Here is a 13316-nt window from a genome sequence, read left to right on the forward strand (position 1 = left end):
CATGATCGTACCCTCATCCGATGGAGGTTGAAGCCGTGATCAAGGTAGCCGTTATCGACGACAAACCGATGATCCGCCAGGCGATCGTCAAGGCAATCGACTGGGAACATCTCAATTGCACCGTCGCCGGCACGGCCGAAGACGGTTTGGAAGGGCAGGAACTGCTTGCCCGCGAGCTTCCCGATCTGCTCATTACGGATATCCGCATGCCGGGCCTTAGCGGAATCGAACTGGCCGGCTGGATGGCCGATCATCTGCCGCAATCGCGCACGATTCTGATTACCGGCCACCAGGAGTTCGAATATGCCCGTATGGCCGTCAAGCAGGGCGTATACGATTTGATCGTCAAGCCGATCGATTACGACGATCTGCACCGGGTGATCGATGCGGCGGTGACGGAGCTGACGCAAGCGCGCCGGGATGCGCTGGAGAAGACGCGGCTGGCCGGGGAGGTCAGCCGGTTGGCCGCGGAATTCGCGCGTCTTGCGCCGACTGTGGGCGGCAAGCTGCTGGCGGACGCGCTCGGCGGCAGAACGATCGAGGAGCGGGAGTGGCGGGAGGCAATGCGCGCATACGACCCGGAAACGATCCGCTTCTCGCTTGCGCTCGTGCGCTGCGTGCGTTTGAACGGCGACGCCGGATTCGACGGGGGACCGCCGGACGGGCTGCAGCTCGTATCGGGCCTGGTGCGCGAAATCAGCGGCAGGATGAGCGTGGATACGCTGGAGTCGTTTCCGAACGGCCATCTGGCCGTCGTGCTGTTATTCCGAAGCGGATTGCCGCAACGGGAAATGGAAGTGAATTTGCGCCGGTTCGGGCACGAACTTGCGGTGCAGTGCGAGCTCCGGCACGGGGTCGTGGTCAATATCGCTTCCAGCTCGTTCTATCGATCGCTGAGCGGCTTGAGGCCGGCTTACGAGGAAACCGTGGCGCTGCTGGAGCGCGGCTTCTTCCTGCATGACCGCAAAGTGCTGACGCCGCAAATGTCGCTCCCGGACAACCGCAAGGGGAAGCAGTCGATCGTCAAGGAACTGGACGATTTTGCCCGCACGCTGGAGAAGGAGCCGAAAGAGAAGCTGCTGTTCGAGGCGGAAAGGCTGATGGAGCGGCTGGAGGAATACAGCGCTGGCAGTACGCTGGTGTTGAAAGCGCTCTTATCGGAAGTTTGCCTGTTGGCGGTCCGCTGCCATTACCGCCACACCGGCAACGAATTTGCGCTGGACAAAGGCATCGACCGGATTGTCAGCGACGTATCGCGGCTGAACAGCTTGCCGGAGGCGCGCGATTACGTACTCGACATCGTGCTGCGGGTCAAATCCGCACTGGATGGGGGAGCGGCCGTCTACAGCCGGATGACCCAACTGATTCTCGACTACATCAACCTGCATTATGACGAGGAGATCAGCCTCACGTCGGTGGCCGAACATTTCAAGCTGAGCCCGAACTACATGAGCCGGATGGTGCGCCAGGAAACGGGCGAAAATTTCGTCGGCATCGTCGCCAAAATGAGAATTCAGGCAGCGAAACGGCTGCTCGAAGATCCGACGCGCAAAGTGAACGAAGTCGGCGCCATGGTCGGCTACAAGGAGTACGCCTATTTCTACTACGTGTTCAAGCGTTTGACCGGCCTTGCCCCGAAGGAATACCAGCAATCGTTCCTTCGCGATGAGCCGGGCGGCGCGCCGCGCTCGTTTTCGCGCGACGGAGGGACGTCATGAAAGCCGCCGCAAGCAAACTGCTTGCGCCGCTGCGGCAAACGAAGCTGCGAACCAAAATGCTGCTGTCGTTCACCTTCGTCATCCTGATCGCACTCGGGACGGTAAGCTTGATCGCCTACTCCATTTCGGTGCAGTCGCTGCAAACGACGACGACGAACTATTCCCATTATATTTTGCAGCAGATCGGCAAAAGTCTGGAGGACAGGGCGACGGAGCTGGAGGAAGCGATGTTCGACCGATTCGCCAACTCCGGCATCAGCACGGTGCTGCTGGCAGAGACGGCGGGCGGGCAGCATGAGCAGGTGCAGAACGAAGTGCGGATCGGCACGTTTCTGTACAGCCTCGTCTATACGATGGCCGGCGTCGAACGCGGCTATTTGTACGATGCGCAGGGCAAACGTTATTTTCAGGTCAAAAGCAGTGTGCTCCATGAGCAGGCAAGCGACTTGCCGGAGCCGGAGGTCGATCCCGCCGTGCTGCGGGAATACCGCGGACAAGCATTGTGGGTGGCTGCGAACGAACAAATGATGTACATGGAGCGCGCGCTTTACGACGTGAATACGTCGGAATACTGCGGTTATGTCGTGCTGGGGATCAACAGCCGCTACCTGAAGGGCGAATATGCGCCGTTCGAAGCGCTGCAGTATGGCCAAGTGTACGTGCTCAACGAGCAAGGCCAGCCGCTGCTGTATCGGTCTGAAGACGAATGGGGAGCGATCTCCGGCAAGCTGGCCGGCATCGTCGACAAACAGCAATTCGTCGCCAAGGACACTCGTTATCTCGCCTCCGTGCACGTTTCCCCGCGCAAAGGCTGGAAGCTGCTGAACGTCGTATCGCGCGATGCGATCACCGCCCCGGCCGAGCAAATCCGTTATTGGGTGCTGATCGCCTTCCTCGTTTCGTTCGCCGCCGCCATGGTGCTGACGTTCGTCATTTCGACCCATATCACCTCCAATTTGCGCCTGTTCGTCAGCCGCATGAAGCATGTGTCCGAAGGGTTCTTCGAGAAAGTGCAGCCGCCGCGCAGCCGCGACGAAATCGGCCTGCTCGCCGACAAATTCAATCTGATGAGCGACAAGATCCAGGATTTGATCAAACGCATTTACGAGGAGCAGGAGCAGAAACAGATGGCGGAGTTCCGCACGCTGCAGTTCGAGTACAAGGCGCTGCAGGCGCAGATCAACCCGCACTTTCTGTACAACACGCTGGAATCGATCCAGAGTCTGGCCATCCTGCGCGGCGAAAAGAAGATCGGCCGGATGATTTACCTGCTCGGCTCGCTGCTGCGCGATACGGTGCGCAATACCGACAACGAGGTGACGCTGCGCGAGGAAGTGGCGTATATCCGCAAATATTTGGACATCGAGCAGCTTGTCTACGACGACAAATTGCGCGTGTCCTACGAGCTGGACGAAACGCTGCTGGACCGGCTTGTGCCGAAATTCATCCTGCAGCCGATCGTAGAAAATGCGATCATTCACGGCATCGAAACCAAGCCGGGCATCGGCACGATCGCGATCGGATGCCGCGAAGAGGACGGGACCGTTGTGCTCGAGATCAACGATAACGGCGTCGGCATGTCGCCGGACGAAGCGAGCCGGTTGATGCGCCAGGAGGAAGAAGGGACGGGGGCAAGAGTCGGCGTGCGCAGCGTGCACAAGCGGGTCCGCATCCTGTACGGCGACCGGTACGGCCTGAGCATCGCAAGCGTGGCGGGGCAAGGCACAACGATTCGCATCCGGCTCCCGGGAACGGAAGCGGGCATGAGTCAATCATCTTGAATAGACTTCGATCGGCATTTTTCATATAAAACGATAAAAAATCGGATAGGAAGCGCTTCCAGCTTCGGGTTTAATGAGAGCAGGAACGAAAACCGACGAGAGGGGCAAGGGCAGGATGAAAGAGGTGTATTTGCAGTATGTGCGCCAGGCGCTCGAGCACGGCAGAGCGACCTACGCCGAGTCGGTGGAGCGATGGCGGAACGCGTACAACCCGAAGCAGTTTTTCGGCATGTATATGCCGCCCGCCGTCATTCCGGTACAGGCGCACCTGGAAGGTTTCCTGTACCGCGTTACCGGCGAAGTCGCATACGCGGAGCATGCCCGAACGTGCCTGCTGGATATCGCTTCGTGCATGTCCGTCGTCACGGAGGAGCAGCGGCGGACTCACCCCGAATACGAAGGCGGCATTCCCGCCATGGAGGCGGCGTTTCAGTCGCCGCATTACAGCTACGGCTACCTGCACATCAAGGACAGCGGCGTGCTGAGCGACGAGGAGAAACGGCGGATCGAGGAGATGATCGCCAGCTCGATTCGGACGACGTTTTATTTTCCCGAGTGGGGCGCTCATAACCGTTCGATGCTGCGGGTGTGGGGGGCGACGCTCGCCGCCCGCGCAATCGGCGTAACGGAGGAAACGACGTTCTGGAACAAGCTGTGCGATCAGATGGCCCAGGATTCGTTCGGCGGCTGGTCGATCGAAGACGCCCAGGCATACATGAACCTGTGGCTGATCGGCACGATGGAGTATGCCAAATACCGCGGGCGCGAACGGGAGTATTACGCGCTGCCGCAAACGAAGTACTACTTCGACTTCATCGCCCGGCTCATTACGCCGTACGGCCAGGTGCCCGATTTTGGCGATTCCAATTTCAACGCCACCTGGTATTTGTGGCTGCCGATTCTCGAGAAAGGCGCAGCCGTTTACCGCGACGGCCATATGAAGTACGCGGCGCGCAAGCTGTGGGAGTTTGCGATGGCGTCGTCCGCCGAGGAGGTGTCGCTGACGGCCGCCGTTTTCCTTGCGCTGGCGCACCAATGGGCCGACGACGAAGTGGAGCCGGTTCGGCCGGACCGGGGCAGCGAAGAAGTGCTCGAGGACCTGGTCGGCAAAAAGATCGTGTTCCGCAGCGGCTGGGACGAGGATGCTTCCTATCTGCTGCTGAATTACCGCGACGAAGGTCCGTATGCGCTCGTGGCGCGCGATTACTTGCGCACGACGATTCCTGTCAAGGCGGAAAAGATGCACCACGGGCACAGCGACGAAAATGCGATTGTGCTGCTCGTCGTGGCGCGCAACGTGCTGCTGCATGACGGCGGCTATCGCGAGAACGTGCCGAATGGCAAATATCGCGCCGACCTTTACCACAACCGGCTGGTGTTTCGCTCAGGAGACGCCGCTCCGGCCGATATCCAATGCGAAGCCGGCATGCTGCCCGGTCAAACCGCCGGCGTTTACGACAGGCTGCACGACGACGGCTTCTACAAGCCGGCGAGCACCGAGCGGCTCCACTTCCAGCGGTTCGAGCGGCTCGACTACAGCCGCACCCGGCTGCACGACAAGGCGCGCCGCCTCGTCTGGGACCGGCTGATCGTGTTCGTCAAACAAGGCAACGCGTATATCGTCGTCGATTGGGTGAAGTCGGACGCGGATCAGCAGCTGACTACGGGCAATCTGTGGCACACCGGCAAGGCGACGCAGCTCGCGCCGGGCTGCTTCGAGACGCATGTCCCCTACATTCATCGCGGCGTCGGCTGCGTTAATCCGTACCGCAACCTCGACGAATGGTCGCTGTTGATCGAGTTCCCGCAGACGGTGCGGGCGACCGGCTGGGAAAACATCCGCCGCAATTACGGCGACGGCGTCATGGTATACGAAACCGATACGAAGCCGATGCGCCAGGGCGAGATGAGCGTTTATGTCACCGCGCTGACCCCCTGCAAACGGGCGGAAGCTGCCGGCGCCGCCGGCAGAACAGTCGTCCGCCAGCTTCCCGCGCAGGCGGATACGCTGGCGCTCGCATACACGACGGGGGAATCGACGCTGCAGCTGGCGTTTAAGCTCGACCTCGGCAAAGGACTGCTCGCCGAACCGATCTTCGGCGGCTCCGGCCCGCGTTATACGTGGGAGGACGGCCGAATCGACTACGGGGATATCGTAACGGACGCCGACTTCGCTTTCGCCGAAGCGCAGTCCGGCTCCATTCGCTACGGATTTGTGAACGGCAGCGCGCTTCATGCAGGCGGAAAACCGTTGTTCACCGCCCCGGTGCGTTCGACGTTCGTCTTCGACGAGACCAGGTGGGAGACCTCCCATCATAAATGGCGGGCTTGGGAAGGGGAGGAGTCCGTTTGAAGAACGGCGTTGCCAGGGAGCTGGCCAAACATTACGACTTGTATTTGCTGCTTGTGCCGGCCATCATCTTTTACGCCGTCTTCTGCTACGTCCCGATGTTCGGCCTTGTAATTGCGTTCAAGGATTACAACATATTCAAGGGCATTTTCGGCAGCGACTGGGTCGGTCTCGACAATTTCCGGGCGATGGTCAATTTCCCCGGCTTCTACGAGATGATTCGCAACACACTCGTGCTGAACGTGCTGAACCTCGTATTCGGGTTTCCGGCGCCGATTCTGCTCGCGCTTATGCTGAACGAGGTGCGCTCCCGCTACTTCAAGCGGTTCGCGCAATCGCTGCTGTATTTGCCTCATTTTATCTCGTGGATTATTTTGAGCGGCATCATTTACAACCTGCTGTCGCCCAAATACGGCATTGTGAATCATGCGCTGGAAGCGGTCGGACTGCCGAGTATTTATTTTATGGCCAGCGAAAACTGGTGGGTCGCCACCTTCGTCGGGTCGGGAATATGGGCCGGGGCGGGCTGGGGAACGATCATCTATCTTGCGGCGATGACGGCGATCGACCCATCGCTGTACGAAGCCGCCATCGTCGACGGCGCCGGCCGCTTCCGCAAAATATGGCACATCACGCTGCCGGGCATCATGCCGACGATCGTCATCCTGCTCATTCTGAACGTGGGGCATCTCGTATCGATCGGCATCGAGCAGGTATTGGCGCTGCAAAATCCGCTGGTCGGCGGCGTGGCGGAAGTCATCAGCACATTCGTCTACAATGTCGGCATCAAGCAGGCGAATTTTTCGATGACGACGGCCGTCGGTTTGATCCAGTCGGTCATCAATCTGGCGCTCATCTTGTCGGCCAACTATTTTGCCCGCCGTTTGGGCAGGGAAGGGCTGTGGTGACGCCATGACAACGATAGAAAAGAAGGCGGCGCTTCCGCCGGGCGCCGGCGCCGGGCGCATTCGCAAACGCGGCGAGCGTCGGGGAGCGGGCGAGCTCGTCTTCCATACGCTCAACTACACGCTGCTCGCTCTGTTTACGTTATCCTGCGTGTTTCCGTTCCTGAATACGTTCGCCAACGCCTTCAGCGACAATCACGCGATCAAGACGGGAGCGGTAACCATTTACCCGATCGGTTTTACGTGGGACCCGATCAAGGCGGTGTTGGCCGACCGCGGCGTCATGCGCTCGCTGTTCGTCACGGTGTTCGTCACCGTCGTCGGCACCGCGCTGCAGATGCTGTTCACGACGATGACGGCGTATCCGCTGTCGCGCAAAGAGCTTAAATACCGTTCGCTCGTGCTCAACTACATCATCGTGACGATGGTGTTCAGCGGCGGTCTGATCCCCGGCTACTTGTTGATCAAGAGCCTCGGCATGCTCGACTCGCTCGCCGCCATCATCGTGCCTGCGCTGATCAACAGCTTCAACATGATCGTATTGAAGACGTTTTTCCAAGGGCTGCCCGAAGAGCTGCGCGAAGCGTCGAAGATGGACGGCTGCGGCAACATTCGCTACGTGCTGCGCGTTGCTTTGCCGCTGTCGCTTCCCGCGATCGCCACGATCAGCCTGTTCTATGCGGTGGGCCACTGGAACAGCTATTTTGCGCCGCTGCTCTATATCGACAATCCCGACTTGCAGACGCTGCAAGTGAAGCTGCGGGCGATTCTGCTGCTGTCGCAGACGCCGGTGTCGTTCACCGAGCTGCAAGAGACGCAGAAGCTCAACCTGATGGAGGAGTCGCTCAAATCGGCGACGATCGTGTTCGCCACCGTTCCGATCCTGCTCGTCTATCCGTTTCTGCAAAAGTATTTCGTCAAAGGCGTCATGATCGGCGCCGTCAAAGGATGACAGGGCGGGATTCCATTCCCTGTAAATAAATCGTTTCACCAGAAAAAAGGAGGATCACCATGCGCATTTGGAAAAAAGGGCTGCTCGCCGCGCTGGCGCCGACTCTTGTCGTCGGGATGTTGACGGCATGTTCCGGCGGCGGCAAAAAAGAACCGGACGCGGCCGGCGCGAGCGTCAAACCTTCGGCGTCCGCAGCGCCGACCGCAACGCCGACGCCGTCTGCGCCGGTCAAGCTGCGAGTCGAGCTGTGGGACCGCAGCAACGCGGCGCCGGGTAAAACGATCACCGACAACTTCCTGACGAACTGGATCGCGGAAGAGGTCAAAAAAATCGGCATCGACATCGAGTTCGTGCCCGTGCCGCGCGCCCAGGAAGAAGAGAAGCTGAACGTCTGGCTCGCTTCCGGCGGTTCGCCCGACATCATCTTCACGTACAATGCCACGATCATGCAGCGTTATGCGGAGCAAGGCGGGCTGCAGGAGCTTGGTGAACTGATCGACAAGTACGGGCCTAACATCAAGGAGAAAAACAAGGTTGCGCTTGGCCTGGCAGGAACGTATAAAGGGAAACGGTATGCCGTTCCCGCGCGGGTTGAGGCGATCGCCGGTTCCATGATGAAAATTCGCCAGGACTGGCTCGACAAAGTCGGGATGCAAGTGCCAACGACGCCGGATGAACTGTATGCCGTGCTCAAGGCGTTCAAGGAGAAGGACCCGGGCGGCGTCGGCAAGGACAACGTCGTGCCGTGGGGGCTGGCGGCGCCGTCGCAAGGGATGCAGGCGTTCTGGTTCGGCCTCGGTTTCGGCTTCGGCATCAATCACGACGGCCCGGGCGGCATCATTTATATGCCGTTTGGCAACTACAGGGACGGCGCGTTTACGTCCGGCTGGGTAACGCCGGAAGGCAAAACCACGTTCGCTTTCATGAACAAGGCGTACAAGGAAGGGCTGATCGCACGCGAATTTGCGACCGACGTCAACAACCAGAAGCTGAATGAAGCGCTGGCCAAAGGCTGGGTCGGCTTCATCGACTCGAACGGCTCTGCGGCGACGACCAATCCGGTCGTGCGCAAATCGGTGCCGACTGCCAAATGGGTGAACGTCCCGCCGTTCAAGCGGCCAGACGGCAAGCAAGTGATGCCCGTCAACCAGAAGAGCGGCATGCTGGTTATGGTGCCGAAGACGAGCAAGGTGCCGGAAGCGGCGATCAAATATTTGAACTGGATGGTGCAGCAGGAGAACATCACGACGCTGCTGCGGGGCAAGGAAGGCGTGCATTACAAAGTCGAGGACGGCCTGAACATCCCGATCAATCCCGATCAGCGCAAGGTCGACCTGTTTACCGCCGCGGACGTGGCGCTGCTCTACAACGGCAGCATGGAGTACACGCTGGCGCAGCTGAAGAAGCTGAACGACACGCCGGAAAATCCGGACAACGGCGACTTCCTCTACGACCAGCAGGAAATGTCCAAAAAGTACGGCGTGGCCGAAAAAACGATCGACCAGCCGCGTCCGTTCGCCGAAAAGAACAACGCCATCTTCAGCAAATATTTGTACGAGGCGATCGCGAAAACGATTATGGCGCCCGATTTCGAGAAGGAATACGGCTCCCTGGTCGACGGCTGGAACAAGCTCGGCGGTCAGACGTACGACAAGGAAGTCACCGACGCGCTCAAAGCGATGGAACAAACCAAAAAGTAATCGGCCGTATGCCGAACGATCGAAAGCCGCGCCTGATGTGCGCGGCTTTTGCGTTTCCCTGCGCTTGCAAGCGCATGCTGGCGCTCCCCCGGATTTTTCCACTATGAAAATTATGCTATACTGATAGCATATCGGGGGTGAAACGACTTGGCCCGCAATCGCAAAAAGAAGAAGCGCAAATCGTTCGCCGGCGCGCTCAAATACGAGCTGTACGGCATTATTATTTTGACCTTGTCGGTCATCGCGCTGTCGCAGGAAGGCACGGTGCCGAAGGCCATTCAAAATTTGTTTACGTTCCTCATCGGCGACAAGCTGTTCTGGGTCGTTCCGCCGATCTTCATTTACATCGGGTTGTACGCGATGATCAAACGGGGCTGGCCGCGCGAATGGAGCGTGCGCAAGAGCGGGCTGCTGCTGCTGCTGATCGGGCTGATGATTTATTTCGAACAAGCGATGATTCACAAAAAAGATCCGTTCGGTTTATATGGAAGCAATGCCGCGTTCATCATTTCGCAAACCTTCGAAACATTGCGGACGATGTTCAAGAGCGGCATGGCCGACGGGCCAATCGATTACGGCGGCGGCATGGCGGGCGCCATTCTGTACGCGGTTCTCTACTTTCTGTTCGGCAACACCGGCGCCAAAATCATCGTTTACACGCTGTTCGTTCTTTCCTTTCTGCTCATCACCGGCGTGTCGTTCGTGGAATGGGGCGGCCGCGTGCGCGGATCGACCGACGGACTGCGCAAAGGGTTCGGCAACCGGGTGCGCGAATGGCTGGCCGGCTCGGGCAACCGCCGGGCGCCGTCACGCGCCGCCGCGGCGAAGTCGGTGCCGGCCGCGATTCCCGTCCCGCAGCTGTACGATGACGACGATGAGGACGTTATCGAAGTGTCGCCGAAGCCGCGCAAGAAGAAGCCGATGTTTTTCCAACTGCTGAATCCGCCGAAGCGGCAGGAGCAGCCGGAGGCTTCGCCTTCCGCGAGCGCTGCGCCGATGCCGCCGCCTCCGTCGTTCGGAGTGGACGACGACGAGGCGGAGGAGGATTCCGCGGCGCTGCCGGCATGGAACGAAGCGCCGGTAGTGAAGCTGAAGCCGCGGCAGGCGGAACCGGAAGACGATGCGCTGGCCTATTTGCGCAAGGCGCGCGAAGAGGAAGCGAAGGCGCTTCTGGCCAAGCCGGCAACGGTTGCGCCGGAGCCAGTTGCTGCCGGGCCGCTCGTGCAAGCGGAGATGGAGCTGGACATTGGCGACGGCGAAGCCAAGCCGTTCGATATGGCCGCTGCCGATCCGGATGCGGCGTCGCATTATTCGTTGCCTTCGCTGAATTTGCTCGGCAAGCCGGCCGGCGGCAACGCCGGCGATCTTGCCGATCAGCATGCGAACGGCCGCAAGCTGGAGGCGACGCTCGAAAGCTTCGGCGTGCGCGCGCGGGTACTGGATGTCGTGCGCGGCCCGGCGGTCACCCGCTATGAAATTCAGCCGGACGTCGGCGTCAAAGTAAGCCGCATCGTCAGCCTGACCGACGACATCGCGCTTGCGCTGGCAGCCAAGGATATCCGGATGGAAGCGCCGATTCCGGGCAAGTCGGCCATCGGCATCGAGGTGCCGAACACGGAAGTGTCGATGGTGACGCTGCGCGAAGTCATGGAGACCGGGGCGTTCCAGGACGCCGGCGCCAAGCTGACGATCGCCTTCGGCCGCGATATTTCCGGCCAGCCGATTGTCGGCAACTTGGCCCGCATGCCCCACTTGCTTGTTGCGGGGGCGACCGGTTCGGGCAAGTCGGTGTGCATCAACGGCATCATCACGAGCGTGCTGTACAAGGCCCGCCCGGACGAAGTGAAGTTTCTCATGATCGACCCGAAGATGGTCGAACTGAACGTGTACAACGGCATCCCGCACTTGCTCGCGCCTGTTGTCACCGACCCGCGGCGCGCTTCGCTGGCGCTGAAGAAAATCGTCGTCGAGATGGAGAAGCGCTACGAGTTGTTCTCGAAGAGCGGCACGCGCAACATTGAGGGCTACAACGCGCTTATTACGGATAAAAACAACCCGAATCCGGGCGAGCCGCTGCCGCTGATCGTCGTGATAGTGGACGAGCTGGCCGATCTGATGATGGTCGCGGCCGGCGACGTCGAGGATTCGATTTGCCGCCTCGCGCAAATGGCTCGCGCCGCCGGCATCCATCTGATCATCGCCACGCAGCGGCCGTCCGTCGACGTCATCACCGGCGTCATCAAGGCGAACATTCCGTCGCGTATTGCCTTCGGCGTTTCATCGCAGGTCGACTCGCGGACGATTCTCGACATGGTCGGCGCGGAGAAGCTGCTCGGCCGCGGCGACATGCTGTTCCTGCCGGTTGGCGCCTCGAAGCCGGTGCGGGTGCAAGGCGCGTTCCTGTCCGATCAGGAAGTGGAGAAGGTGGTCACCTTCGTGCGCGACCAGGAGCAGGCGAACTACCGCGAGGAACTGGTGCCGATGGTGGAAGAGGCGGCGGAGCAGGCGGAGACGTTCGAGGACGAGCTGTTTGAGCAAGCGGTGCAAATTGTATTGGAAGCGAAGCAGGCGTCGGTATCGCTGCTTCAGCGGCGCATGCGCGTCGGCTACACGCGCGCCGCGCGACTGATCGACTCGATGGAGGCCAAAGGAGTCGTTGGCCCCTATGAAGGAAGCAAGCCGCGCGAAGTGCTGATGACGATCGAACAGTTTTTCCAGAATCGGATCAGCTCGTAGTCGATTCGATTGATTATCCGGACAACCAGCGCTTACGCTGGTTGTTTTTTCGCTTAACTCGAACGGGACCCGCGGGTTGCGGCCGACGCGATTTTCGGAGCCAGATGCATATATGCATCTGGCTCCGAAAGGATGGGCCTGCGATATATGGCCCAATCGGACTATCTTATATTAGAAAACAATATAAAATATTCCAAATATACACTTTCAGTCCCACATTCGCCGCATGGTATAATCCATCCCTTCCTTTGCAATAATAACCGCAAAACGCCATCCGGTCATGCGGAGGAAGGAAGGACAAGTCGATCATGAGTAAATCAACGAACCTGCGTCTTATCGTTGCCACGGTCGCCATTTTTGCGATGCTCGCCGCCGTCATGCAATTCAAGCAGCACCGTCATACGGCCGAAACGTTCGGAGATTACGAGCTGCGATACGGCGCAACGGGAACCGACATATACGAACTGCAGGGCCGGCTCAAGCATCTCGGTTTTTATACCGGTAAAGTCGACGGGGATTTTGGATACAACACGTTGAAAAGCGTCAAATGGTTCCAAAGCGAGTTCGGTCTGAAGGTGGACGGCATCGTCGGCGCAAAAACGAAGCTGAAGCTGTGGGAAGCCACCAAGGCGTGGAAGCCTACCGAACCGCAAGGCGGCAATGCGGCTGCAGGCGGTGGAGGCAATACCGGGGCGGGAGCAGGAGCGGGGGGGGGATCGTCGATCCCTTCGTCGAATCATCAAGGATTTTCCCAGGAGGACATGAATATGATGGCGAACGCCGTATACGGCGAGTCGCGCGGCGAACCGTATATCGGTCAAGTGGCGGTTGCCGCCGTCATATTGAACCGGACGAAGTCGCCGAGTTTCCCGAATACGCCTTACGGCGTTATTTTCCAGCCGGGGGCGTTTACGGCGGTAGCCGACGGCCAAATTTGGCTGACGCCGAACGAATCGGCCAAACGCGCCGTGCAGGATGCGGTCAACGGCATGGATCCGACGGGCGGCTGCATCTACTATTTCAACCCGGAAACGGCAACGTCCAAATGGATTTGGTCGCGCCCGCAGGTCAAACAGATCGGCAAACACATTTTCTGCAAATAGCGGCTTGATCTACGAAGCAACCTTCGCCGTACGGCCCGGTCGGCATTCGGCCGCCGGGCACGCGCGCGGCT

At 59.6% G+C, this 13316-nt stretch carries 8 protein-coding genes; all 8 read left to right on the forward strand.

Features of this window, described 5'->3' with window-relative positions; all coding sequences use genetic code 11:
* Positions 1–35 precede the first annotated feature (35 nt).
* The 8 genes from EXY20_RS02580 to sleB all read left to right on the forward strand — a co-directional run bounded on the left by EXY20_RS02580 (position 36) and on the right by sleB (position 13245).
* Entirely contained in the window at positions 36–1718 is a 1683-nt protein-coding gene (locus tag EXY20_RS02580; RefSeq protein WP_167858942.1) for a response regulator transcription factor, read from the forward strand.
* The gene (locus EXY20_RS02585; RefSeq protein ID WP_135547278.1) at positions 1715–3499 is read left to right on the forward strand and encodes a cache domain-containing sensor histidine kinase; all 1785 of its coding nucleotides are present in this window, start codon (positions 1715–1717) and stop codon (positions 3497–3499) included. The genes EXY20_RS02580 and EXY20_RS02585 overlap by 4 nt, the downstream gene beginning before the upstream one ends.
* A gap of 115 nt (positions 3500–3614) precedes the next feature.
* The gene (locus EXY20_RS02590; protein ID WP_135547280.1) at positions 3615–5852 is read left to right on the forward strand and encodes a hypothetical protein; all 2238 of its coding nucleotides are present in this window, start codon (positions 3615–3617) and stop codon (positions 5850–5852) included.
* The gene (locus EXY20_RS02595) at positions 5849–6757 is read left to right on the forward strand and encodes an ABC transporter permease (protein WP_235885313.1); all 909 of its coding nucleotides are present in this window, start codon (positions 5849–5851) and stop codon (positions 6755–6757) included. The genes EXY20_RS02590 and EXY20_RS02595 overlap by 4 nt, the downstream gene beginning before the upstream one ends.
* A gap of 4 nt (positions 6758–6761) precedes the next feature.
* Positions 6762–7706, forward strand: a complete 945-nt coding sequence (locus EXY20_RS02600) for a carbohydrate ABC transporter permease (RefSeq protein WP_135547284.1) — start codon at positions 6762–6764, stop codon at positions 7704–7706.
* Positions 7707–7765: 59 nt separating this feature from the next.
* On the forward strand, positions 7766–9406 hold the full coding sequence (locus EXY20_RS02605; RefSeq protein ID WP_135547286.1) for an extracellular solute-binding protein: 1641 nt from the start codon (positions 7766–7768) through the stop codon (positions 9404–9406).
* Positions 9407–9553: 147 nt separating this feature from the next.
* Entirely contained in the window at positions 9554–12142 is a 2589-nt protein-coding gene (locus EXY20_RS02610) for an FtsK/SpoIIIE family DNA translocase (RefSeq protein WP_135547288.1), read from the forward strand.
* 308 nt (positions 12143–12450) lie between these two features.
* On the forward strand, positions 12451–13245 hold the full coding sequence (gene sleB, locus EXY20_RS02615; RefSeq protein WP_135547290.1) for a spore cortex-lytic enzyme: 795 nt from the start codon (positions 12451–12453) through the stop codon (positions 13243–13245).
* Positions 13246–13316 lie beyond the last annotated feature (71 nt).

The sequence above is a fragment of the Paenibacillus cymbidii genome, assembly GCF_004764705.1.
In the GTDB taxonomy this organism is placed as follows: domain Bacteria; phylum Bacillota; class Bacilli; order Paenibacillales; family NBRC-103111; genus Paenibacillus_AN; species Paenibacillus_AN cymbidii.

Excerpts from the sequence above, each read along its gene's own strand:
- EXY20_RS02585 (WP_135547278.1), top strand. The coding sequence starts at position 1,715 with ATGAAAGCCGCCGCAAGCAAACTGCTTGCGCCGCTGCGGCAAACGAAG.
- EXY20_RS02605 (WP_135547286.1), top strand. The coding sequence starts at position 7,766 with ATGCGCATTTGGAAAAAAGGGCTGCTCGCCGCGCTGGCGCCGACTCTT.
- EXY20_RS02590 (WP_135547280.1), top strand. The coding sequence starts at position 3,615 with ATGAAAGAGGTGTATTTGCAGTATGTGCGCCAGGCGCTCGAGCACGGC.
- sleB (WP_135547290.1), top strand. The coding sequence starts at position 12,451 with ATGAGTAAATCAACGAACCTGCGTCTTATCGTTGCCACGGTCGCCATT.
- EXY20_RS02600 (WP_135547284.1), top strand. The coding sequence starts at position 6,762 with ATGACAACGATAGAAAAGAAGGCGGCGCTTCCGCCGGGCGCCGGCGCC.